This window comes from Pseudomonas sp. C321 (genome assembly GCF_055407105.1).
The window spans coordinates 488,998-511,227 of record NZ_JBUZRB010000004.1 but is presented as its reverse complement, the minus strand read 5'-3'; the positions used below and the strand labels follow the sequence as shown (position 1 = coordinate 511,227).

Genomic DNA, 22,230 nt, shown 5'->3' with positions numbered 1-22,230 from the left:
ACCGCGCGCCGACCTTGTCGGTGCGCGCTTACAGCGTTATTTCTCCCTGACCGCCCGGGCAACCAGCGCTCCCGCCACAGCTCCCACTATTGGCGCAGCCCAGAACACCCAGAGTTGTGTCAGGTACGCACCACCGGCAAACAACGCCGGCCCTGTGCTGCGGGCCGGGTTCACTGATGTATTAGTGACTGGAATCAGCACCAGATGGATCAACGTCAGCGTCAGGCCAATGGCGATGGGCGCAAACCCCACCGGCGCGCCGGGTGCGGTGACTCGCATGATGATGAATACAAAAAAGAACGTTGCCACCACTTCCGCCACTATCGCGGCCAGCAGGCTGTATTGCCCCGGACTCAGCTCGCCAAAACCATTTGCGGCAAACCCGCCCAACTCAAAACCTGGACGACCGCTGGCAATCAGTGCCAGAACCGCAGCCGCCACAATAGCCCCGGCAACCTGAGCAATGATGTAAGGCAACACATCGACACCCGGCATTCGGCGCCCGACCCACAGGCAGATGGTCACTGCCGGGTTGAAATGCGCTCCAGAAATACTGCCCACCGCATAGGCCATGGTCAGCACCGTCAGGCCAAACGCCAGGGAAACGCCGGCAAAGCCGATACCTAATTCTGGAAACGCCGCCGCCAGGACCGCACTGCCACAACCGCCGAACGTCAGCCAGAACGTCCCGAGAAACTCCGCTGCTATTTTTTGTTGCAAGGTTAATTCCGCCTGTTGTTTATGCCGGCCTGTTTTCCATCACGTGGATGGCTCCGGCAGAGACGTTAGCAACAGCGCGCAACCTCGCCGTATCAGACTTTTCTGGTTAGGGGGAAAGGCATGGGACTTTCGATGCATGCATTTTTCAGAATTGATGGCGCGGGCCGGTAAGCACTCGGGACAAGCGCCTCATCACCCGGTATGCTTTTGCCCTTCTGAAACGGCCGAAAGGATTCGCCATGCAGCTCAGCTTCCGTACCGTCGCCACCTTCACCGCCCTGCTGTGTTTCGCCCTGGCGATCATCTGGGGACTGCGGCCCGACCTGCTGCTGTGGCTGTGGAGTGTCGAATATTCAAGCGCCACAGGATTGGTCGCCCGACGCAACGCCGCGTTGTTTCTGGGCATCGGCATTATGTTTTATCGAGCCCGGCATGCCCTGCCGTCGGCCACACGGAGAGCCATGACCACAGGTTTTGTGACCGGCTGTTTTGCGTTGGCGGTGCTGGGAGTCGGTGAATGGCTCAACGGCCACGCGGGGCCTGGGATTTTGCTGGCGGTGATCACAGAAGCGGCGTTGGGCCTGGCATTTATCCAGGCCCAGAAGTCAGCGCTTACACAGCCGCAGCCCTCCCTTTAATAATAGTAGGGACGCGCACCGACTCTTGTAAGAGCAGGGATATGTTGCTGCTTGAGGTCTTCGCGCAACCCGGTGATCAGATTGCAGATGGCTCGACTGCTGTCGAGTTTATCCGCCCGAATGCCCGTCACCAGCAGATTCACTCGCTCATGGTCTTTGTCGTCGTAGACTTTGACCGTCAGCGAAGCATCCTCGGCCTTGATGCATTCGCAACGTTTAGGCAGGAAACTTCCTTCAATAATGCTGCGTAACTCTAGATCCGAAAGCATGGCCAACCTCTCCTTTTTTGAGACTGCCAATAGGTTTTTATGGATGTACGTGTCGCTGGCAGCCGCACGGTTGCGCCTGCCTGTTACGCCTTGCCAACCATGGAAGACGGTTTCAACCACCAAGCCTACTCGGCTGAGTCTTGAAGCGTTGGACCCTTTTCTCATAAGCGGCAGCGATACTTACATAAGTTGTGTGGCAGACCGCTAGCACTCACCCGTTTGAAGTGGTTCATTGCTACGCCGACAACTCAATCGCGCGGTAACGAAATGTATTCGAAGCATTAAACATGCCGTGTGCGAGTACGAGTTCGAGCGCACCAGGATCAATGATTTGCTTATTACTCACGTTTGACGGCTCGTGCACTCTGCAATGAAGCCCGTGTGCAATCATGCAATTTGCAGCAGCGCGCGCAGGCTGGCATCGTGGACACGTTCGTTTTGCCCAGTGACGGTTTCAAAGCGATCCATCCAAATGAATGCTCGATCCGTATATTTTCCCAAGGACGCCTCATGATTCCCTCTCTGCGCATTTCACTCGCCCTCCTTGGCATGGCAGGTCTTTGCACCCAGGCCAATGCCGCAAAACTCGAAGATATTGCGCCCTACCCCAAGGCGGACGCGGGTTTCGTTCGTCAGGTCATCCATCTTCGGGCGCACACTCAGGAAGACAACTTCAAGGTAGAAATCCTTGCCGGAAAGACCTTGCCCGTCGATTGCAATCGCCAACGACTGGGCGGCGTGCTGGAAGAAAAGAACCTTGAGGGCTGGGGCTATTCCTATTACCGCCTGGATAAAATCAGCGGCCCGATGAGTACGCTAATGGCGTGTCCGGATGGCAAGACCCGTACCGATTTTGTACCGGTGGTAGGCGATGGATTCGTCCTGCGCTACAACAGCAAGTTGCCCATCGTTATATATGTGCCAAAAGATGTCGAAGTTCGCTATCGAGTCTGGTCAGCGTCGGCCACGGTCAATAAAGCCGTCGCCGAATAGTTTCGCTTAAACGTTTAATCCATGGTTATACCGGCTCTTGGGCGGCCACCCTCTCGGCAACATGGCGCAAACTGTCGAAGTTGATATTGGCTCCGGAGTTTATTGCCACCCATGTCTGCCCCTGGACGCCGGTTTTCGCAGCATGGTTACGGATACCGGCAACGGCCAAGGCGCCCGAAGGCTCGGTGATGGAGCGGGTGTCGTCGTAGATAAGCTTGATGGCGCTGCACAGTTCGTCGTTGCTGACGGTGATGACTTCATCCACGTATTGGCGGCAGATTTCAAAGCCGAAGGCGCCGATCTGCGCAACGGCGGTGCCATCGGCGAAGCTGTCGACACTGGGCAACACCACTCTTGCCCCGGCGCGCAAGGCCGCCAACAGGCAACTGGAGCCTTCAGGCTCAACGCCGATGATGCGCACCTCGGGGCGCAAGTATTTGACGTAGGCGGCGATGCCCGCGATCAGCCCGCCTCCACCCACCGGCACGAAGATCGCGTCCAGCGGTCCTTGCTGCTGGCGCAGGATTTCCATGGCGACCGTACCCTGTCCTGCTATCACGTCTGGGTCGTCGAAGGGCGAGACAAAGGTACTGCCTGACTGCTCAGCCAACTGCAATGCATGGGCCAAGGCGACAGGAAAGGTCGGGCCATACAGGATCGCCTCGGCGCCTCGGGAGCGCACGCCAAGCACTTTCAGTTGCGGGGTGTTGCACGGCATGACGATGGTGGCCTTGATCCCCAATTCCCGCGCTGCCAGCGCCACGCCCTGGGCATGGTTGCCCGCAGACGCGGTGACCACTCCACCCGCCTTCTGCTCATCGGTGAGCTGCACCAGCTTGTTGTAGGCGCCGCGAATCTTAAAGGAAAAGGTCGGTTGCAGGTCTTCGCGCTTGAGCAGTATCTGATTGCCCAACAAAGCCGAGAGCGCTGGCGCGACTTGCAACGGCGTACGCACCGCCAGGTCGTAAACCGGCGCGGCGAGGATCTTTTTTACATAGTGCTCAAGCAGTCCCCGCTCAACGGTCTGGGTCACGGGACGTGGCTGGCTGGTGCTCATCGATGTCTCCTGGCTTTTGGTTCAAGGCTCTGGAGACGGAAAAACAAAACCCGCCTCTAGGGCGGGTTTGGGTGCAGCCGTGCGCTATCCCGCCAAATAAGGAATGGCGGTAATAATGTTTGGCTGTGAACGGAAAGCTTGAAATGTCATGAATCAAAATTAACCGGCGACGTATGACAAGTCAATGGCAAACGGCCATTGAGTTGTGGAGTCGTTCCGCTAATCTGAGCAGCTCTTTGCTGCCTGTCCAAGGAAGGAACGTTTATGAAAAAGGTTGTATTGCCCCTGGTCGCCCTCATTGCCTTCGCCGGCTATACCGTCTCGGTGATGCTGCAAGCCGAGCAGTCCTTGCTCGATTTCGGCATCAGCCTGATGTCTCGCCCCGACACAGCGCAGGTGGTGATTGATTTGTACCTGCTGGCAACACTCGCCAGCATCTGGATGTACAAGGATGCTCGCAGCCGTGGTCGGTCAGCACTGTCGGTGCTGCCGTACCTGTTGCTCACGGCAATTTTCGTGTCCGTTGGGCCGCTGCTGTACCTGGTGGTTCGCGGGTTGCAGGACCGGCAACCGGCCAAGGCATCGCAAGCCGCCGCGTAAACCTGACTTTACTATTGATATACGAAACGTATACGCTTCGTATATCAATCTGCACAGTGAAGCTCATGGGCATCGTCAAGATCACCGATCAACTGCATGAACAAATCCGTCTGGCCAGCGCCACCATGGACCGTTCCATCAACGCCCAGGCGGAGTTCTGGATCAAGATCGGCCTGCTGGCCGAACTCAATCCGCACCTAGCCTACAACGACCTGATCAACAAGCTGCTGTTGGACAAGCCTGACCTGATCCGGGGGCGTGGCTGATGATCAAGAATGCCGAACAGATCGCACTGATGCGTGAGTCGGGCCGCCTGCTGGCTCAGGTCTTCAGCATGCTCGACGGTTTTGTGAGCGCAGGTCAGTCGACCCTGGAGTTGGACCGCGCTGTCGAAGCCTTTATCCGACGGGATTTGCAGTCCCGGCCGGCAAGCCTTGGGCAATACGACTACCCCTTCTCCATCAATACCTCGATCAATGAAGTGGTGTGCCATGGCATGCCGGATGCCAAGGCTGTGCTCAAGGATGGCGATATCGTCAACATCGATATCACCCTGGAGAAAGACGGCTTTATCGCCGACTCCAGCAAGATGTACATGATCGGCACGGTGACGCCCAAGGCCCGGCGTCTGGTGGAAATGACCTTTGAGGCGATGTGGGCCGGGATTCGTCAGGTCAAGCCCGGTGCTCGTCTGGGGGATATTGGCCATGCCATCCAGCACCACGCCCAAGCCAATGGCTACAGCGTGGTGCGTGAGTATTGCGGGCATGGCATCGGCCGGGAAATGCATGAAGAGCCCCAGATCCTGCACTTCGGGCGTCCCGGCACGGGGATGGAGTTGCGTGAAGGCATGGTGTTCACCATTGAGCCAATGCTGAACCAGGGCAGCGCCAAAGTGCGCAGCTTGAAGGATGGCTGGACGGTAGTGACCCGTGACAACAGCTTGTCCGCGCAGTGGGAACATACCGTGGTGGTGACGGCGGACGGGTTTGAGGTGTTGACCTTGCAGCCAACATAAAGCCCAACGCAGCCTCGCTAAAGTTTGACCGCAAACAGAGTCTCTACGGGTGGGCGCCTCCTGCAATGCGCTTTAGCCCCAGCACCATCAACCCCGCCGCCAATCCCATCGCAGTCAGGAACAACGGGTACGACACCCACCACGGCGTGCCCGTCGTCATCATGCTGAACTCGGACATGCCGCCAATACTGGCAATCAGGTTCAATGGCAGGAACACCACGTTGATCAACGTCAGCTTGCGCAGCAGGTTGTTGGTGCTGTTGTTCATCAGGTTGCCCCGAGCCTCGATCAACCCGGAGAACACGTTGGAATAGATCTCCGCCTGTTTGTAGCACTGGTTGTTCTCGATGATCAGATCGTCGATCAACCCCAGGGTCTCGGCGCTGAAATGTTCCTTCTCGCCGTGGTTACGCAAGCGGGCCAGCACCGCGCCGTTGCTGTGCAAGGCGTTGATGTAATAGATCAGGCTTTCGCTGAGGTTGAACATCTGCATCAGGTGGCGATTGTGCATGGAGGCGTTGAATTGCTGCTGCAATTCACGGGCAACCATCTTGATCACCTTGAGGTGGCCGAGGTAGTGATGGACGTTGTTGAGCAGCAAGTCCAGCAGCACATCCAGCGGCGTATACAGGGGTCTGCGGGCGCCCAGGCCTGAAAGCTGGCTGTCGCCGGTGGCGATCACCAGCAGGCGGTTTTGGGAAAACAGCAGGCCGCAGGACGATACTTCGAACACCAGGTTGCCGGCACCAGAGTAGTTTTCCGGGCGTTTCCAAATCAGGAACAGGTTGTCAGGGTGAAACTCGATGCGAGACACCTCGTCCGGGTCCAGCGCCGAGGCCAGGGCGTGTTCGTCAAGCTTATAGTGATCGCGCAGTAGTTCCCGCTCGTGGGCATCGGGGTTGTTGAACAGCATGATATCGGCGGCCTCGCGCTGACTGCTGCGCAGCGCGCCATCGGTCAATTCAAAGCACTGAATCATCGTGCATCACCACCCCTGGCCTTGGCGTTTGAGTTCCAGGCGGCGGACAAACTCTTCCAGCACCAGGGAATACAAGTCGTCCTGCAGGTAGGCATCTTCGATACCGGCGTCCATGTTCGGGTTGTCGTTGACCTCGATCACCACCACTTTGTCGCCGGACTGCTTGAGGTCCACGCCGTACAGCCCGTCGCCGATCAGGTTGGCGGTCTTCACCGCCAGGTCCACCACCGCTTTCGGCGCTTCGTGGACCGCCATGGTGCGGCACTCGCCGTTGATGTCCTGGCCGATGGCCTTGTGGTTATAGATCTGCCAATGGCCCTTGGACATGAAGTACTGGCAGGCAAAGATCGGCTTACGGTTGAGCACGCCGATGCGCCAGTCGTACTCGGTGTAGAAAAACTCCTGGGCCAGCAACAGCACAGAATGTTCGAACAATTCGGCGGTGGCCGTCAGCAGCGCTTGCTGGCTTTCCACCTTGATCACCCCGCGGGAGAAACAACCGTCGGGTATTTTCAACACCAGGGGGAAGCCCAGGCGCTCGCCGACTCGTTCGAAATCTTCCGGTCGCTCCTTGTAGAGAATCTCGGTGGCGGGCATGCCCAGTTGATGGCTTTTCAGCATATCGGTGAGGTAGACCTTGTTGGTACAACGCAGGATCGAGGCGGGGTCATCCATCACCACCAGCCCTTCACTCTCAGCCTTCTTGGCGAAGCGGTAGGTGTGGTTGTCGACGCTGGTGGTCTCGCGGATCAGCAGGGCGTCGTATTCGGCCAGGCGGGAGTAATCCTTGCGTTCAATCAACTCGACATCGATGCCCAAGCCCTTGCCCACTCGCACGAAGTTTTCCAGCGCCTTGGCGTTGGACGGCGGCAACTGTTCCTGGGGATCGTGAAGGATCGCCAGGTCATAACGGGCCAGGCGGCGGGAGCGTGGTTGTCGCCAGATCTTGCGACTGAAGTTGTCCAGGGCATTGGCAAATTGATCTTCCTGATCGTCACGCAACTTATGCAACACGCCAGACTTTATGCCTTCGATATGCCAGCCGTTATTCTTGCGAAACTCAACTAGCAATATTGGACACGGAAACGCTTCAAACAACTGACGGGCCAAGTCCTGCAGTGGCTCGATATTCGTTCGGCCAAAATAAAGTGTCAGGGTAAAACCTTCGGTATTGCTATAAAGATGATGACTCAGGGCTTTATCAAGGGTTTTATCCAGGTCATCCAGGGCCAGGCCGTAGAGGGATTTTTTCGTCAGTTCGCTGATGGTGCGCACCGACGGAATCACCTTATGGCCCCGCGCCTCGGCCAGCAGCGAGCAGTAGTAGCCGTGCCCCAGGTACTTGTAGCTGCGACACAGGTTGATCACCTGGACCCGCTTGCCGGTTTCACTTTCCCGGGTTTGCTCAAGGTATTCCTGGGCGGTAACAATGTCTTCACTGGGGAAGTAGGAGGCCCAGTCCTCCTTGCGCTCAACAATAATCACGACTTGACTTGACGGCTTGGGAGGTGTGGAAAAATAACCGGCGGAAGTTATTGTCGCCGCCACTGTTTGCTCGGATACTTCACGCCAATGACCTTGTACCGCTGACATATTGATTGATCCGCTTTAGAGAACTAGACCTTTTCTATTAAGCACGATATTTCAGAGAAGTCCCGTTTCGTTACGCAACTTTTACGGCGGTCATATGGCTCTTTCCTTTCGCGTTGCAACCCTTGATGACTTACCAGCCTTAGTGGTACTGGAAGAGCATTGCTTCACCACTGACCGGCTCTCGCCCCGCAGCTTTCAGTGGATGATCAGCCGTGCCAACGGACGCCTGCTGGTGGCCGAAAACGAAGAGCAGTTGCTCGGCTACGCGCTGGTGCTGTTCCACCGTGGTACTTCGCTGGCACGCCTGTATTCAATCGCCATTGCCGCTCCTGCCCGAGGCATGGGGCTGGGCAAGCAACTGCTGGCGCTTATTGAAGCCTGCGCCGTGGAACATGACTGTGCCTACCTGCGCCTGGAGGTGCGCACCGACAATCCCGGCGCCATCGCCCTGTACGAGCGCAATGGCTACCGGCGCTTTGCCCTGATCAATGATTATTACGAAGATCACACCGACGCCTTGCGCCTGGAGAAGCGCATTCTCCAGCATCAGGAAGCCAGGGCCCTGAGCGTGCCGTATTACCAGCAAACCACCGACTTCACCTGCGGTGCGGCGAGCTTGCTGATGGCCATGGGCGCCCTGCAACCTGAGCGTGTGGCACAGCGGCGCGAAGAACTGCAAATCTGGCGCGAGGCGACCACCGTGTTCATGACCGCCGGCCATGGCGGCTGCAGCCCTCAAGGGTTGGCGCTGTCAGCCTGGCGTCGAGGCTTTCGGGTGCACATGCAGGTCAATGTCAGCGGGCCGTTGTTTCTGGACGGGGTGCGTGACCAGCATAAAAAAGATGTCATGCGCCTGGTGCATGAGGCCTTCGAGGAAGAACTGGCCAGCAGCGATGTTGAGCAGGTGCTCGGCGGGTCGCTGGATTTGCCGCAGGTACTGCGTGATGGCGGGCAACCGCTGGTCTTGATCAGCAGCTACCGCCTGACACGCTCCAAGTCACCCCACTGGGTGATCGTCACCGATTGCGATGAAGACTTTGTCTACCTGCATGACCCGGACGTGGATCACAGCCAGCACCGCCAGCCCCTGGACTGCCAGCACCTGCCGGTCAGCCACGGGGAGTTCGAACGGATGTGCCGGTTTGGCAATAACAAGTTGCGCGCGGCGGTCGTGGTATATGCCAGGTGAGCGATCAGGCTACCTGCTTGATCCCGGCCTTGGCCTCCAGCTCGCGTACCAGCGGCAATACCCGTTTGCCGAAGTACTCCACTTCCTCCTGGAAGTGCAGGAACCCCGCCAGTACCAGGTCCACGCCTACCGCTTTGAGCGCGACGATACGCTCGGCAATCTGCTGCGGGGTACCGATCAGATTGGTCTTGAAACCATCGTTGTACTGCACCAAGTCTTCGAAGCTGGACTTGGCCCAGTTGCCCTCGCCTTCCGGTGATGCCTTGCCAGCCTGTTTTGCCGCGTCGCCAAAGGCATTGACCGCTTCGGGGTCGGCCTTGTCGATGATTTCAGCAAGCACCGCGCGGGCTTCCTCTTCGGTGTCGCGGGCGATGACGAAGGCGTTGACCCCGACTTTTACCGAGTGGTTGTTGGCGGCGGCCTTGGCGCGAATGTCATCGACCTGGGCCTTGATACCTTGCGGGGTGTTGCCGTTGGTGAAGTACCAGTCCGAGACACGTGCGGCCATGTCTCGTGCTGCGCGGGAGCTGCCACCCTGAAAAATCTCCGGGTGGGGTTCGCCCAGAGGCTTGGGTTTGAGGCTGTAGTTGTTGAATCGGTAGAAATCGCCCTTGAAGGTGAAGTTGTCCTGGGTCCAGATGCCTTTGAGGGCGCGGATGAATTCTTCGGAGCGGCGATAGCGCTCGTCGTGCTCCAGCCAATGTTCACCGATGGCCTGGAACTCGCCCTTGAACCAGCCACTGACGATGTTGACGGCGACGCGGCCGTTGGTCAGTTGATCGATGGTCGCCAGTTGCTTGGCCGCCAGGGCCGGTTGCCACGGGCCGGGCAAGATCGCCGCGATGACTTTCAACGTGGTGGTGGCCGCCAGCAACGCGTGGCTGAAGGCTACGGATTCATGCTGGTACTCGGCGCCATAGCCGGCGGTGAAACGGATTTGGGTCAGGGCGTATTCGAACCCAGCTTCTTCGGCCAGTTGCGCCAGTTTGCGGTTGTAGTCGATGCCCCAACTGGTGCGCTGCTCGATCTTGCTCACCACCAGCCCGCCGCTGACGTTGGGCACCCAATAGGCAAATTTGACTGCTTGCTGACTCATGGAACGGTACCTCACACAAGGGGATATGCAGGTCATGGAGCAGCAAGCGTGCCAGCATATTGCAGATGCACGAAGCCAGGGCTCTGGAGCGGTAATTGGGTGTGGATACCCCGCACTGTCTGATGTTGCAGATGTCGGGGGTTTGTTGGATTGCTGTTGGTGGCGCAACACTTGAAGCAGGTTGTTGCCCTGTAAATACGGGGTTTTCACCTCGGCATGGTCCGTGCAAACACCTTGGCAGCGCACCGCCTTTTTTGCCTGCCCAGGAGCTGTCCCCATGACCGAGCAACATGTCATCAACCCACTGTCCACTGGCGTCGATTACCAGGCTCTGGCCGAGCGCTTCCGGCCGATCTTTGAGCGTATCGCCGAAGGTGCCGTGGAGCGGGAGCAAACCCGCGCGCTGCCCCGTGAGCCGATCCAGTGGCTGAAAGAAGCTGGCTTCGGCGCGGTACGGGTGCCGGTGGAATACGGTGGTAGCGGCGCGTCCCTACCTCAGCTGTTTGAACTGCTGATTGAGTTGGCTGAAGCCGACTCCAACGTACCCCAGGCCCTGCGCGGGCACTTCGCCTTTGCCGAGGACCGTCTGAATGCACCGCCCGGCGCTGGTCGGGATCTGTGGTTCAAGCGCTTTGTCGACGGTGACATCGTCGGCTGTGCCTGGACCGAAATCGGCAGCGTGGCCATCGGTGATGTAATCACCAAGGTCCGCCCCGACGGCGACAAGTGGAAACTCAACGGCGAGAAGTTCTACAGTACCGGGAGCATTTTCTCCGACTGGATCGACGTCTACGCTCAGCGCAGCGACACTGGAGGCGACGTTATTGCCGCCACCCGCACTCGACAGCCGGGGATTGTGCAAAGCGATGACTGGGACGGTTTTGGCCAGCGCACCACAGGCAGCGGCACATCGCGGTTTACCGATGCGGTGGTTGAAGCCGAGAACGTGATCGACTTTGCCACGCGCTTCAAATACCAGACGGCGTTTTACCAGCTGGTGCTGCTGGCAACCTTGGCCGGTATCGGCCGCGCGGCGCTCAAGGATGTGGCTTATCAGGTTCGTGCGCGTAAACGCATCTACAGCCACGGCAATGCCGCCCATGTCAGCCAGGATGCACAGATTCAGCAGGTGGTCGGTGAAGTCGCCGCCCTGGTATACGCCGCCGAGGCCAGCGCCTTGAAAGCGACGATACCGGCACAGCGGGCTTACCTGGCGCGCTTTGGCGGGGATGACGCGCTGGAGCGCGAGGCCAATGTCGCTGCCGAGATCGAGTCGGCCACGGCTCAGGTGGTGGTGTCGGAGTTGATCCAGCGCGCCACCAGTGAGCTGTTCAATGCCCTGGGGGCTTCGGATATCCGCGAGGGCAAATCCCTGGATAGGCATTGGCGCAATGCGCGCACGGTGTCGTCCCACAACCCGGTGATCTACAAGGCACGGATTGTCGGGGATTGGGTGATCAACGGGACTGAACCGCCATTTGTCTGGCAGATTGGCAATGGGCCGGCCAGGGGCTAGGTATACCGAGGTAGGTCAGTTACACCGCACATGCATCCTTGCCGGTTTACCCTCGGATCAATACCTGCGTTCGGCCTCTAGTTTTATGGGCAGGCAGATCAAGAGTAGAGCAAAGCCAGTGCCAATCCGCTTTTCTGTAGGAGCGAGGGGGACGCCTAGTTCTTGCTCGCGAAGAACCTGAGGGCACCGCGGTGATTCAGGAAGCCAGCGTCATCGTTAACGACCATCGCGAGCAAGAACTAGGCGTCCCCCTCGCTCCTACAGGTGGCATGGAGTCCGCTCTTGCTTCTCACCACTCAGGTCGGCTACCAGGCCGCCGTGCTTTTGATCTTGATCTTAGGCGCCCCGTTAAACCACGATGGCTGAACGCAGGCATTGATCTGTGGGTAAACCGGCAGGACGCCGGTTTAGCCGCGCTGGGCCAGGGATGGCCCATCGCGGCGGCCCACGGAGCAATGCCGGAGTGAAGGCATGCCGAGCCACAGCGAGGCACCAAGTGGTGGGGCAAGAGCCTTTGGTTACTTTGGGCTTTTCAAAGTGACACGCCGTAAGGGCGTAACCCTAAGCCGGTCTAACCAAAATAACGGATATGTACCCAACCGCCCCACCTCTAATCCACGGTGTTACTTGGACGAAATCGCCCCATCCACCAACACCTGAGCCTCTTGCACCAGACGCTTGAGGTGATCCTCGCCAATAAAGCTCTCGGCATAGATCTTGTAGATATCCTCGGTGCCCGATGGCCGCGCGGCGAACCAGCCGTTTTCGGTCATGACTTTCAGCCCGCCAATCGCCTGGTTGTTACCGGGCGCATGACTGAGGATCTGCTGGATGCTTTCCCCGGCCAGTTGTGTGGACGTGACTTGATCCGGTGACAGTTTGCCAAGCAAGGCTTTTTGCGCCGGCGTGGCCTTGGCATCAACACGAATGGCGAACGGCTCGCCCAGTGCATCCGTCAGCCCACGGTAGATCTGGCTGGGGTCCTGGCCCTTGCGCGAGGTCATTTCCGCCGCCAACAGGGCCGGGATCAGGCCGTCCTTGTCGGTGCTCCAGACGCTGCCGTCCTTGCGCAAGAACGAGGCGCCGGCACTTTCTTCGCCGCCAAAGCCCAGGGAACCGTCAAACAGCCCGTCGGCAAACCACTTGAAACCCACCGGGACTTCATACAGACGTCGACCCATACGCGCCGCCACCCGATCAATCAAGCCACTGCTGACCACGGTCTTGCCCACGCCAGCATCGGCGCGCCACTCGGGACGGTTCTGGAACAGGTAGTCGATGGACACCGCCAGGTAGTTGTTCGGCGCCAACAGGCCACCGGACGGCGTGACGATGCCGTGGCGGTCGTGATCCGGATCGCAGGCGAAGGCCACGTCGAAACGATCCTTGAGACCGATCAAGCCTTGCATGGCGTAGCTCGACGAGGGGTCCATGCGAATCTGGCCATCCCAGTCGACACTCATGAAGCGGAAGGTGGCGTCGACCTCCGTGTTCACTACCTCCAGGTTCAAACGGTAGTGCTCGGCAATCGCTGACCAGTAGTGCACCCCTGCTCCGCCCAGCGGATCGACACCCAGGCGCAAGTCGGCGCTGCGGATAGCATCCATATCGATGACGTTGATCAGGTCGGCGACATAGCTGTTGAGGTAGTCGTGACGGTGGGTGGTGTCAGCCTTCAGCGCTTGGGCGTGGGTGATGCGCTTGACCCCGGCGAGTTTGTTGGCCAGCAGTTCATTGGCCTTGGCTTCGATCCACTTGGTGACGTGGGTATCGGCTGGACCGCCGTTGGGTGGGTTGTATTTGTAGCCGCCACTTTGGGGTGGGTTGTGGGACGGGGTGATGACAATACCGTCCGCCAGGCCGGTCGTGCGGCCGCGGTTGTAGCAAATGATGGCGTGGGAAATCGCCGGAGTCGGCGTGTACTCATCGCCTTCGGCAAGCATCACGTGGACGCCATTGGCCGCCAGCACTTCCAGTGCGCTGGCACCAGCAGGGGTGGACAGCGCATGGGTGTCCAGGCCGACAAACAGCGGGCCGTTGATGCCCTGGGCCTCGCGATACAGGCAGATGGCCTGGCTGATGGCGAGTACATGCCATTCGTTGAAACTCAGGTCGAAGGAACTGCCCCGGTGCCCGGAAGTGCCAAAGGCCACGCGCTGAGTGGAGATCGCTGCATCAGGCTGGCCGGTGTAATAGGCCGTTACCAGTCGCGGGATGTCCACCAGCAACTGAGCTGGCGCCGGTTTGCCCGCAAAAGGACTGAGAGTCATGCAAAAACCTCTGAAGAGAAGGATTCGGAAAAGAAATGCAGTTTACTGGGAGTTCGACCACCGCGCGACGGTATCTATCCCACATCAAATTGCGATGTTTCCCCACATCTTCAGGATTACCCAATCTGCTCCTGCTTGAGGGCGTGCGCCAAATAGGGCTGCCCGCTCTGGTAGAGACGGGCAATCGCCCGCTGGCTCACTGAAATTCAGGGCGGCGTCGTCGGCAAGAGCGGGATTTGGAGGAGTAAAACCTGAGCTTACGTGTTTAGCACAAACGTAAGCCCAGTCTTTCTAAGTGGCGTATTGGCCCAATCAGAAGCGCAGGTGGAGTGTCCATTTACGAACATTCCCACAGATCAAACAGCCTCGACCTGCAACGCAACGCGCTCGCGGCATGGGCATTCATCCATGTAGCGGTGAGCTTCGACAAACTCGTTGAACGGGAACACCCGGGTCTTGAGCGGCACCAGCACACCGTCTGCGGTGAGTTGATTGATATCACGCAGGGCCCGTTGCAACGCTACCTGGTCCTGGATGATCCCCAGTTCCGGCTTGCCGGTGAAGTTGCCGATACAGTGCACAAAGAACTGGATGTTCTTCTGAAACGCGGCACAGGCCGGGAATGGCGTCTGGTTGCCACCTTGCAAGCCATAGAGCACCAGGCTGCCGCGCGGAGCCAGTACATCGCCAAGCAGCGACATTTGCGGGCCACCCAGGCCATCGAATACCACGTCGACGCCGCGATTGTCGGTGAGCTTGTTGATCTGCATCAGCAGGTCTTGTTCTTCGGTGACGATGACCTTTTCCGCGCCAAGGGACAGCAGGTTTTCACGTTCTTCAGCTGTCTTGGTCGCGGCGATTACCCGCACACCCAAGGCTTTGCCCAACTGGACAAACGAGGGGCCAGCGCAATGGCTGGCGTCAGTCACCAGGGCAAATTGCCCAGGCTTGACCCGTGCCAGGTCCATGTAGGCAAAGTAGGCAATCAACAGCGGTGTGTAATGCACGCTGGCTTGCACCGGGCTCAGGACATCCGGGTACCGGGTCAAGGCCGAACGGGGCAAGACGATCACTTCGCCATAGACAGGGTAATCATTGGGGCTCTCGGCCGGGAAGCTGGCGACTTTGTCACCCACCTTCAGGTCATCGACGCCATCGCCTACGGCCTCAACCACCCCGGCCATTTCATGGCCAAGGCCTGATGGCAGGCGAGCGTGGGAGGGCGCCAGGTTCTGGCGCCAGAGTATGTCGTACCAACTGATGCCAATCGCCTCGACACGCACCTGCACTTCGCCCGGTGCAGGCAACGTGGCTACATGCTCTTCGCACTTGAGCACCTCGGCCGGACCAAACTTGTGAAAGCGGATCGTGCGGGACATCGCAAACCTCGTCAAAGTAACCTCTAATGCCATGGACTTTATCTGGGCTTTCGGGGCAAGGCCACCGGTCACCATTAATAGTCGACATGTCTGCCATTGATTCCGCACCTGCGGAAAACACCTCAAACTGCGTAGGAAAACTGAATTATCCGGTGCAGAGTACCAGCCTTTCCCCGTAAGATTCATGCTGGCCATTGTTCTTATGTGGCTGCCCTCGTCAAGTTTACTGACGCCGCCTGGGACACAAGATGAACCGTAACGACCTGCGTCGTGTCGACCTGAACCTGTTGATCGTATTCGAAACCTTGATGCATGAGCGCAGTGTGACCCGTGCCGCCGAGAAATTGTTCCTCGGCCAGCCGGCCATCAGCGCTGCGCTGTCACGGCTGCGCGGGCTGTTCGATGATCCATTGTTCGTGCGCACCGGGCGCAGCATGGAGCCATCGGCACGGGCGGTGGAAATTTTCGCCCTGCTCTCACCGGCACTGGACTCGATTTCCACGGCGGTCAGCCGGGCCTCCGAGTTTGATCCGGCCACCAGCACGGCGGTTTTTCGCATAGGTCTGTCAGACGATGTGGAATTTGCCTTGCTGCCCATGCTGCTCAAACGCCTGCGAGCCGAGTCACCGGGCATCGTGCTGGTGGTGCGCCGCGTCAACTATATCTTGATGCCAGGCCTGCTGGCTTCCGGGGAAATCTCCATTGGCGTCAGCTACACCACCGACCTGCCGGCCAACGCCAAGCGCAAGATCCTGCGCCGCAGCCTGCCCAAGCTGCTGCGGGCCGACAGCATGCCCGGCGCCCTGAGCCTGGATGATTTCTGCGCCCGCCCTCATGCCTTGGTGTCCTTTGCCGGCGACCTGAGCGGGTTTATCGATGAAGAGCTGGAGAAGCTCGACCGCAAACGCCATGTCGTATTGGCGGTGCCGCAATTCAACGGCCTCGGTACGCTGCTGGCAGGCACCGATATTCTGGCAACAGTGCCCGATTACGCTGCTGAAGCCCTGACCGCTGCTGGCGGCTTGCGGGCAGAGGACCCGCCGTTGCCGGTGCGCACGTTTGAGCTGCACATGGCTTGGCGGGGATCGCAGGATAACGATCCGGGGGAGCGTTGGTTGCGGTCGCGGATTCAGATGTTTTTTGGCGACCCTGATAGCCTCTGAGCAGCGTTATCAGCAACGCGCCCAATACTCAGAGTTTTCAATCACCCGCACATGCTCGGCTAACAACGAAGGCAGTTGCGCCTGCAAGAACTCCACCCAAGTCCGCACTTTGGCATCCAGAAAACGCCGGGATGGGTACACCGCGAAGATAGTGCGCTCGCGCAGCCGGTAACCGGGCAACAGACGCATCAGTGAACCCTCGCGCAATGCCGGGTTTGCGCTAAAAAACGGCAACAGGCTGATGCCCATGCCCTCCTGCGTCGCCTTGACCATCGCGTCGGCAACGTTGGTTTTGAAGGTTTGCTCAGGTGAAACCGAAATTTCACCCTCTGGCCCCTTGAACAGCCACGCATCTTCCTGAAAGTCCTGCAGGTGCAGGCGTCGATGCTGCATCAGTTGGCCAGGATGCTCGGGCACTCCGTGCTTCTCCAGGTACCTCGGCGCAGCACAGGGCACACTGAATAGCTGCCCCACCGTCTGGCTGACCAGGGCCGAATCCGGCAACGAATGGGCGATGGAGATCACCACGTCATGACCTTCTTCAAGGGGGTCCGGGTTGTGCTGTGAGAGGGTCAGCTCCATGGAAACGTGCGGGTAATGCTCGCTGTAACGGGCGATCAACGGCGTTATCAGCACCCCCAGCCCGCTCATGCAATGCACCCGCAAACGCCCGCGCGGGTTGAGGTGAGCCCCGCTGGCCTCAACCGTGGCCTCCCGGACGTCCTCAAGAATGTCCCGACAGCGCAGCAGGAACCGCTCGCCTGATTCGGTGAGGCTCAGGCGCCGGGTGGTGCGGTGCAAGAGGCGGGTCTGGAGATGTTTCTCCAGGTCGGATACCAACCGGGATACGTGCGCGCCCGACACATCCAGAACCTCGGCAGCGGCAGCAAAACTGCCACTGTCGACAACCCGCGCAAAGACCTGCATGCCATTGAGCAGGTCCATTAACGTTGCGCCTTTATTGCTACCTGATACGTACGAGTCATTTACCTGTTCCTGCCTTTAACCCAGCGCCGTAATCACTAAAATGAACCCTACTGACAGAGGGAGTCATCATGAATATCAAATTTCTCAGCCTTGTCCTGCTCTTCATCGCTACCGGCGCAATGGCGGCTGGCAGCAATGAAAGCCCAGCGCCAGATATCCAGCACATCGTTTCAATCACACTCGTACCCGGCAGTTGCCGGGTGGAACCGGCGACCCTGGTTTACCTCGACAGCCAAGGCGTCAGCCATACCGTCAACTACCAGGTCATGGGCACTTGCCAGGGCGGCGTTTAAAGCAGCTTCCAGGTGTAACTGAGGATCAGCCGGTTCTCATCGATATCACTGCGGTAGTTTGAACGGGCCATGACATTGCGCACCCGCACGCCCAGGCCGCTCAAATAGCCGCTCTGCACCACATAGCCGATATCCAGATCCCGCTCACGATCTCTGCCTTCGTAACCTGCGCCGGTGGTCACGTTGTTACCGGTGATATAGCGCACCGTGGTGGTCAGCCCCGGAACCCCCAGCGCCACGAAGTCGTAGTCGTAACGCGCCTGCCAGGAGCGCTCGTCGGTGTAGGCGAACTCATAAGTGGGTACCTCGTTGCCCAGCGGAGAGATGTTGGCAAACACTCGCGGGAAGGCGCTATCACCGTACATCGCTTGATAGCCGACATAAAAAGTGTGGCCGCCATGCCTGGCCGACAGCAGCGAGAAAAACGCTTGATTGTCGATCTTGCCGAGCAATTTATCGCCGTCTTCCCGCGCATCGTAATAACCCAGGTTGGCGCCGAACACCCAATCGCCCATCGGCTGGCTGTGCTTGAGGCCGACAAAATCCTGGCTGTAGATATCTTTCAGTTGGCCATGCCAGAAGCTGACGCTGGTACGGTTGGTGTTGAAGGCGTAGTCGCCACCGACGTAGTTGAACGCATCACTTTCAGCACCGCGCTGCGGCACATGGCCGAACATGGCGATCATCTTCTCGTCACCGGCTTCGTTGCGCAGGCTGGTGGTGGTCAAATGCCCGGCCTGTAGCGTCAGGCCAGCGAACTCGCTGGAGCTGACATTCACCCCCTGGTAACTCGGCGGCAGCAGGCGAATATCGCTGAAGGCCAGCACCGGCAGGTTGGGCTGCAACTCACCAACCTTCAATTCGGTTTTGGAAAACCGGGCCTTGAAGGTCAGGCCCAAACGGCTGTAATCGTCGGCGGCACGGCCATCGCCCTTGACCGGGAGCAAACCGGTATTGACCCGGTCCGGGCTACTGTCGAGCTTGAGGCCCAGGGTGCCCAGTGCATCCAGGCCAAATCCGACGGGGCCCGGGGTATAGCCGGATTTGTAGGTCAGGATAAAACCCTGGCCCCACTCCTGCGCCTTCGACTGCTTGCTGGCGCCGACGATGTCCGAGAAGTCGCGGCTGAAGTAATAGTTGCGGGCCTGCAAGCTGGCCGTAGATCCCTCGAAAAAACCGCCCTCAGCCGCCGTCGCCGCAAGGGGCATGCCCAACAGGGACAGCCAGATACGTTGTGTATTCATGTCGTTGCTCTTAGTTATTGTTATCGACGGTTTGGAAAGTTACAGCGCCCGGGCGGTGATCAAATCAGCACTGGCGCGACGCTCATTCAGGGCGTAGGTGGTCATCGCCAGCGCAGCGATAGCGCCGGGAATCGCAAAGGCCATAAAGTTGAGTTGCAGGGGCAACTCGATGCCCATCAGCGCACCGCCCAGCAGCGGCCCGACGATGGCGCCGTTGCGCCCGATGCCCGACGCCCAACCCAAGCCGGTGGAGCGAATGGACAGCCCATATAGTTGCGCGGCCCCGGCGTACAGCAGGATTTGCGTGCCGATGGTGGTGGCGCCCGCGACGAAGATCAGCAGGTACAGGACAGGCATCGGGCTGTTGATGCCCAGCAAGCTGATGGACACCGCGGCGGAGATGAAGAAGCCGATCATGACTTTCACCAGGTTCAGCCGATCACCCAGCCAACCGCCGAGAATTGCCCCGGCCATGCCGCCGAAATTCAGCGCCAGCAGGAATGACAGGCTCGACCCCAGGCTGTAACCGGCACCGGCCATCAGCTTGGGCAGCCACGAACTCAAGGCGTAGACCATCAGCAGGCAGCAGAAAAACGCGACCCAGATCGACGCGGTGCGTACCGCCAGGCCATGGCGAAACAGCTCCAGCACCGAGGCGCCTTTGCCCTTCCCGGCACTGATCTGCAACTGGTCTTCGGCCTCGATATGGGTTTCGGGCGACAGGCGCTTGAGCAGCGCTCGTGCCTGTTCCAGCCGGCCTTGGCGGATCAGAAAGCCGATGGATTCAGGCAGCCAATACAGGATCAGCGGTAGCAGCAAAAGTGGCACGGTGGCGACGAAGAACATCGACTCCCAGCCATAGCGCGGCAGCATGAAAATCCCCACGCCGGCCGAGAGCATGCCGCCCAGGGAATAGCCGCTGAACATCAGGGCCACCAGGGTGCTGCGCATCTTCTTCGGCGCGTATTCGTTCATCAGCGCGACCGCATTCGGCATCAGTCCGCCACAGCCCAACCCAGCGATAAACCGCCAGATGCCGAACTCAGTGGGTGTGCTGGCAAAGCCGTTCACCACGGTTGCGAGGCTGAACAGCGCAAAGCAGATGGCGATGCCTTTTTTGCGGCCGATCCTGTCCGCTAGGCTGCCGAAGGCCAACGCACCAAACATCATGCCGAACAGCGCATAACTACCCAGCGCGCCGGCCTGCAGGGGAGACAACCCCCATTCCTTCATGATCACCGGCAGGACCACGCCGTAGATAAACAAGTCATAGCCGTCAAAGATTAACAGCAAGGCACACAAGCCCATTACCAGCCAGTGGAAACGGCTGAAACGGGCGTTATCGATAATCGAATGGACGTCATGGGTACGCATGGCAGTGCTCTCATTATTGTTGTTGTGAGTCAATGTCCGCAGTTAAATCGTCGGGTCAGCCCAGGTCACCGCCTCCCACCGGCAAGGTGACGCCAGTGATGTAAGAGGCCTCATCGGAGGCGAGGAATAGAATGGCGCCCGCTTGTTCGTCGATGCTGCCGTAGCGTTTCATCGGGCTGCTGTCGAGGGTCTGGTCGACGATCTGTTGGTACCAGACGCGCTCTTGTTCGCTTTGGGGCTGGCTGTTGCGCGGGACCCGGCGTGGTGGCGCTTCGGTGCCGCCCGGTGCGGTGGCGTTGACCCGAATGCCGCTGCCGGCGGTCTCCAGGGCCAGGCAGGCAGTCAGGGCGTTGACGCCGCCCTTGGCCGAGCCATAAGGCACACGATTGACACCGCGAGTGGCGACGGAGGAGACATTCACAATGGCGCCACTGCCCTGCTCCAGCATGTAAGGCAACACGCAATGGCAGCACCACAGCGTCGGGAACAGTGAGCGACGCACTTCGGCTTCGATTTCATTTTCGGCGTAGTGCTCGAACGGCTTGGCCCAGATGGTTCCGCCAACGTTGTTGACCAGAATATCGAGACGACCGAAACGTTCCTTGGCTGCGGCCATTACACGGGCACATTCGGCATGCTGTTCAAGGTCGGCGGTCAGAGTCAGCGCTCGCTCATGCTGCAATTCATGCACAAGTTCCGAGCGGTCGACCGCGATCAGCCAGGCGCCCTCCTCCAGCAAACGCTCGGCGACACGCCGGCCGATGCCCTGGGCTGCGCCGGTAACCAGCGCAACCTTGGTGTTGAAACGTGGACTCATGATTGTTTCCTCAGGCGGCATCGCCAGTGACGATGGCGTTGGGCGTGAACTTCTCGTAGTGGAAGCTGGCCGGGGTTACACCCTGGCTCTTGAAGTGCTGGCGCACGGCATCGACCATCGGTGGCGGCCCACAGAGGTAAACATCAACCCCGCCGTCGTTCAGCAGCTCTTTGGCCATGTGCTGTGTGACATAGCCCTGCTGCGGGTGAGCGGTCTGTGGATCGGCCACGCAGGTGACAAAACGGAAGCAGGGCAAGCGTTTGGCGAAGGCTTCCAGAACCTCGACCATCACCAGGTCCTGATCCCGTGTCACGCCATAGATCAGCGTTACCGGTCGAGTTTCCTTTCGCTCGGCCAGCACTTCCAGCATCGACAAGAACGGCGCCAGACCAGTACCGCCCGCCAGGAATAGCAATGGCCGAGCCACTTCACGCAGGTAGAAACTGCCCAGTGGCCCGGTCATCGGTACCGCGTCTCCGGGCTGGGCGCGCTCCAGCCAACCACTCATCAACCCGCCAGGCACATGCTTGATCAGGAAGCTCGCGCGCTTGTCGCCGGGGTGGCTGCTGAAGGAATAGGAACGTGTCTGTCCGCTGCCGGGTACGCCAATATTGACGTACTGACCAGGGAGAAATACCGGCGCCTGATCCAGTTCGAAACTGACCTCCAGGGCAGCATCAGCATGGCGGGTAATGGTCGCGACCGTAGCGGCAAATTGCGCCGTACCAGTCTTGCAGGCGCTGGATGACACCGGCACCGCAATCACGCAATCGGATTGCGGCACCATCTGGCAGGTCAGAACTTGGCGCTCCTCGGCTTCGTCCTTGCTCAGGGCGTCTTCGATGTAGTCATCACCCAAGTCATAGACGCCGGTTTCACAACGGCATTTGCAGGTGCCGCACACACCGTCCGAACAATCCATCGGCAAATTGATACGTTGGCGGAAGGCGGCGTCGAGGACCTTTTCACCCACCTTGCAGTCGATGAAACGGGTGACCCCGTCCTCGAAGTTCAGGGCAATGGAGTACGTCATGG

At 59.1% G+C, this 22,230-nt stretch carries 22 protein-coding genes; 9 read left to right on the top strand and 13 right to left on the bottom strand.

The annotated features are described in order from the left end of the window. Nucleotides 1-36: 36 nt before the first annotated feature. Complete coding sequence (aqpZ, locus tag ACZRJ6_RS15195) at nt 37-720, bottom strand: aquaporin Z (protein WP_463968514.1); 684 nt, start codon at nt 718-720, stop codon at nt 37-39. 239 nt (nt 721-959) lie between these two features. On the opposite strand from aqpZ, the gene ACZRJ6_RS15190 reads away from it, so the two are divergent. Further along, nucleotides 960-1,358 (top strand): hypothetical protein, encoded by a 399-nt coding sequence (locus tag ACZRJ6_RS15190; protein WP_463968515.1) that lies wholly within the window; start codon nt 960-962, stop codon nt 1,356-1,358. Here the strand turns inward: ACZRJ6_RS15190 and ACZRJ6_RS15185 are convergent. Further along, nucleotides 1,355-1,627, bottom strand: a complete 273-nt coding sequence (locus ACZRJ6_RS15185; protein ID WP_463968868.1) for a DUF1652 domain-containing protein — start codon at nt 1,625-1,627, stop codon at nt 1,355-1,357. The two genes, ACZRJ6_RS15190 and ACZRJ6_RS15185, sit on opposite strands and share 4 nt — an antisense overlap. A 510-nt stretch (nt 1,628-2,137) precedes the next feature. On the opposite strand from ACZRJ6_RS15185, the gene eco reads away from it, so the two are divergent. After that, nucleotides 2,138-2,620 carry a serine protease inhibitor ecotin gene (gene eco / locus ACZRJ6_RS15180; protein WP_463968516.1) on the top strand — a complete coding sequence of 161 codons (483 nt, stop codon included), beginning with the start codon at nt 2,138-2,140 and terminating at the stop codon, nt 2,618-2,620. A gap of 25 nt (nt 2,621-2,645) precedes the next feature. Here the strand turns inward: eco and ilvA are convergent, their stop codons facing one another. Beyond that, the gene (gene ilvA / locus ACZRJ6_RS15175) at nt 2,646-3,677 is read right to left on the bottom strand and encodes a threonine ammonia-lyase, biosynthetic (RefSeq protein ID WP_463968517.1); all 1,032 of its coding nucleotides are present in this window, start codon (nt 3,675-3,677) and stop codon (nt 2,646-2,648) included. A 264-nt stretch (nt 3,678-3,941) separates the two neighbouring features. On the opposite strand from ilvA, the gene ACZRJ6_RS15170 reads away from it, so the two are divergent. The 3 genes from ACZRJ6_RS15170 (at nt 3,942) to map (ending at nt 5,295) form a co-directional block, all read left to right on the top strand. After that, nucleotides 3,942-4,277 carry a DUF2834 domain-containing protein gene (locus ACZRJ6_RS15170; protein ID WP_463968518.1) on the top strand — a complete coding sequence of 112 codons (336 nt, stop codon included), beginning with the start codon at nt 3,942-3,944 and terminating at the stop codon, nt 4,275-4,277. 65 nt (nt 4,278-4,342) lie between these two features. Then, nucleotides 4,343-4,543, top strand: coding sequence for a ParD-like family protein (locus tag ACZRJ6_RS15165; RefSeq protein WP_133102580.1), 201 nt, complete (start codon nt 4,343-4,345; stop codon nt 4,541-4,543). Then, the gene (map, locus tag ACZRJ6_RS15160) at nt 4,543-5,295 is read left to right on the top strand and encodes a type I methionyl aminopeptidase (RefSeq protein WP_463968519.1); all 753 of its coding nucleotides are present in this window, start codon (nt 4,543-4,545) and stop codon (nt 5,293-5,295) included. Before ACZRJ6_RS15165 ends, map begins: the two co-directional genes overlap by 1 nt. Nucleotides 5,296-5,338: 43 nt before the next feature. Here map and ACZRJ6_RS15155 read toward each other — a convergent pair whose 3' ends face one another. After that, nucleotides 5,339-6,274, bottom strand: coding sequence for a magnesium transporter CorA family protein (locus tag ACZRJ6_RS15155; protein WP_463968520.1), 936 nt, complete (start codon nt 6,272-6,274; stop codon nt 5,339-5,341). A gap of 6 nt (nt 6,275-6,280) precedes the next feature. Beyond that, nucleotides 6,281-7,867 (bottom strand): RimK family protein, encoded by a 1,587-nt coding sequence (locus ACZRJ6_RS15150; RefSeq protein ID WP_463968521.1) that lies wholly within the window; start codon nt 7,865-7,867, stop codon nt 6,281-6,283. A 94-nt stretch (nt 7,868-7,961) separates the two neighbouring features. Here ACZRJ6_RS15150 and ACZRJ6_RS15145 point away from each other — a divergent pair, with 94 nt between their 5' ends. Then, the gene (locus ACZRJ6_RS15145) at nt 7,962-9,056 is read left to right on the top strand and encodes a GNAT family N-acetyltransferase/peptidase C39 family protein (protein ID WP_463968522.1); all 1,095 of its coding nucleotides are present in this window, start codon (nt 7,962-7,964) and stop codon (nt 9,054-9,056) included. A 4-nt stretch (nt 9,057-9,060) separates the two neighbouring features. Here the strand turns inward: ACZRJ6_RS15145 and sfnG are convergent, their stop codons facing one another. Next, nucleotides 9,061-10,152, bottom strand: a complete 1,092-nt coding sequence (gene sfnG, locus ACZRJ6_RS15140; protein WP_149413352.1) for a dimethylsulfone monooxygenase SfnG — start codon at nt 10,150-10,152, stop codon at nt 9,061-9,063. Between the two features lie 277 nt (nt 10,153-10,429). Between sfnG and ACZRJ6_RS15135 the strand changes: the two genes are divergently transcribed. After that, nucleotides 10,430-11,668: an acyl-CoA dehydrogenase family protein gene (locus ACZRJ6_RS15135; protein WP_463968523.1), complete on the top strand. Its 1,239-nt coding sequence runs from the start codon at nt 10,430-10,432 to the stop codon at nt 11,666-11,668. 623 nt (nt 11,669-12,291) lie between these two features. Here ACZRJ6_RS15135 and pgm read toward each other — a convergent pair. After that, the gene (pgm, locus tag ACZRJ6_RS15130) at nt 12,292-13,938 is read right to left on the bottom strand and encodes a phosphoglucomutase (alpha-D-glucose-1,6-bisphosphate-dependent) (RefSeq protein WP_463968524.1); all 1,647 of its coding nucleotides are present in this window, start codon (nt 13,936-13,938) and stop codon (nt 12,292-12,294) included. Between the two features lie 356 nt (nt 13,939-14,294). After that, the gene (locus ACZRJ6_RS15125; protein ID WP_463968525.1) at nt 14,295-15,317 is read right to left on the bottom strand and encodes a zinc-dependent alcohol dehydrogenase family protein; all 1,023 of its coding nucleotides are present in this window, start codon (nt 15,315-15,317) and stop codon (nt 14,295-14,297) included. 248 nt (nt 15,318-15,565) lie between these two features. Here ACZRJ6_RS15125 and ACZRJ6_RS15120 point away from each other — a divergent pair, with 248 nt between their 5' ends. Beyond that, nucleotides 15,566-16,480, top strand: a complete 915-nt coding sequence (locus ACZRJ6_RS15120) for a LysR family transcriptional regulator (protein ID WP_463968526.1) — start codon at nt 15,566-15,568, stop codon at nt 16,478-16,480. A 9-nt stretch (nt 16,481-16,489) separates the two neighbouring features. On the opposite strand, the gene ACZRJ6_RS15115 is transcribed toward ACZRJ6_RS15120, so the two are convergent. Beyond that, nucleotides 16,490-17,425 carry a LysR family transcriptional regulator gene (locus tag ACZRJ6_RS15115; RefSeq protein WP_463968527.1) on the bottom strand — a complete coding sequence of 312 codons (936 nt, stop codon included), beginning with the start codon at nt 17,423-17,425 and terminating at the stop codon, nt 16,490-16,492. Between the two features lie 110 nt (nt 17,426-17,535). Here ACZRJ6_RS15115 and ACZRJ6_RS15110 point away from each other — a divergent pair, with 110 nt between their 5' ends. After that, nucleotides 17,536-17,760, top strand: coding sequence for a DUF2790 domain-containing protein (locus ACZRJ6_RS15110; protein ID WP_463968528.1), 225 nt, complete (start codon nt 17,536-17,538; stop codon nt 17,758-17,760). Here the strand turns inward: ACZRJ6_RS15110 and ACZRJ6_RS15105 are convergent. Genes ACZRJ6_RS15105 through benC form a run of 4 tightly spaced genes read right to left on the bottom strand, consistent with a single transcriptional unit; the run spans nt 17,757 to nt 22,228 of the window. Then, complete coding sequence (locus tag ACZRJ6_RS15105; protein WP_463968529.1) at nt 17,757-19,004, bottom strand: OprD family porin; 1,248 nt, start codon at nt 19,002-19,004, stop codon at nt 17,757-17,759. The two genes, ACZRJ6_RS15110 and ACZRJ6_RS15105, sit on opposite strands and share 4 nt — an antisense overlap. Nucleotides 19,005-19,043: 39 nt before the next feature. Then, nucleotides 19,044-20,378 carry an MFS transporter gene (locus ACZRJ6_RS15100; protein ID WP_463968530.1) on the bottom strand — a complete coding sequence of 445 codons (1,335 nt, stop codon included), beginning with the start codon at nt 20,376-20,378 and terminating at the stop codon, nt 19,044-19,046. 55 nt (nt 20,379-20,433) lie between these two features. Next, a complete protein-coding gene (locus tag ACZRJ6_RS15095) occupies nt 20,434-21,195 on the bottom strand; it encodes a 1,6-dihydroxycyclohexa-2,4-diene-1-carboxylate dehydrogenase (RefSeq protein WP_463968531.1) in 762 nt (253 codons plus the stop codon). Nucleotides 21,196-21,205: 10 nt separating this feature from the next. Next, complete coding sequence (gene benC / locus ACZRJ6_RS15090; RefSeq protein ID WP_463968532.1) at nt 21,206-22,228, bottom strand: benzoate 1,2-dioxygenase electron transfer component BenC; 1,023 nt, start codon at nt 22,226-22,228, stop codon at nt 21,206-21,208. Between the last annotated feature and the right edge of the window lie 2 nt (nt 22,229-22,230).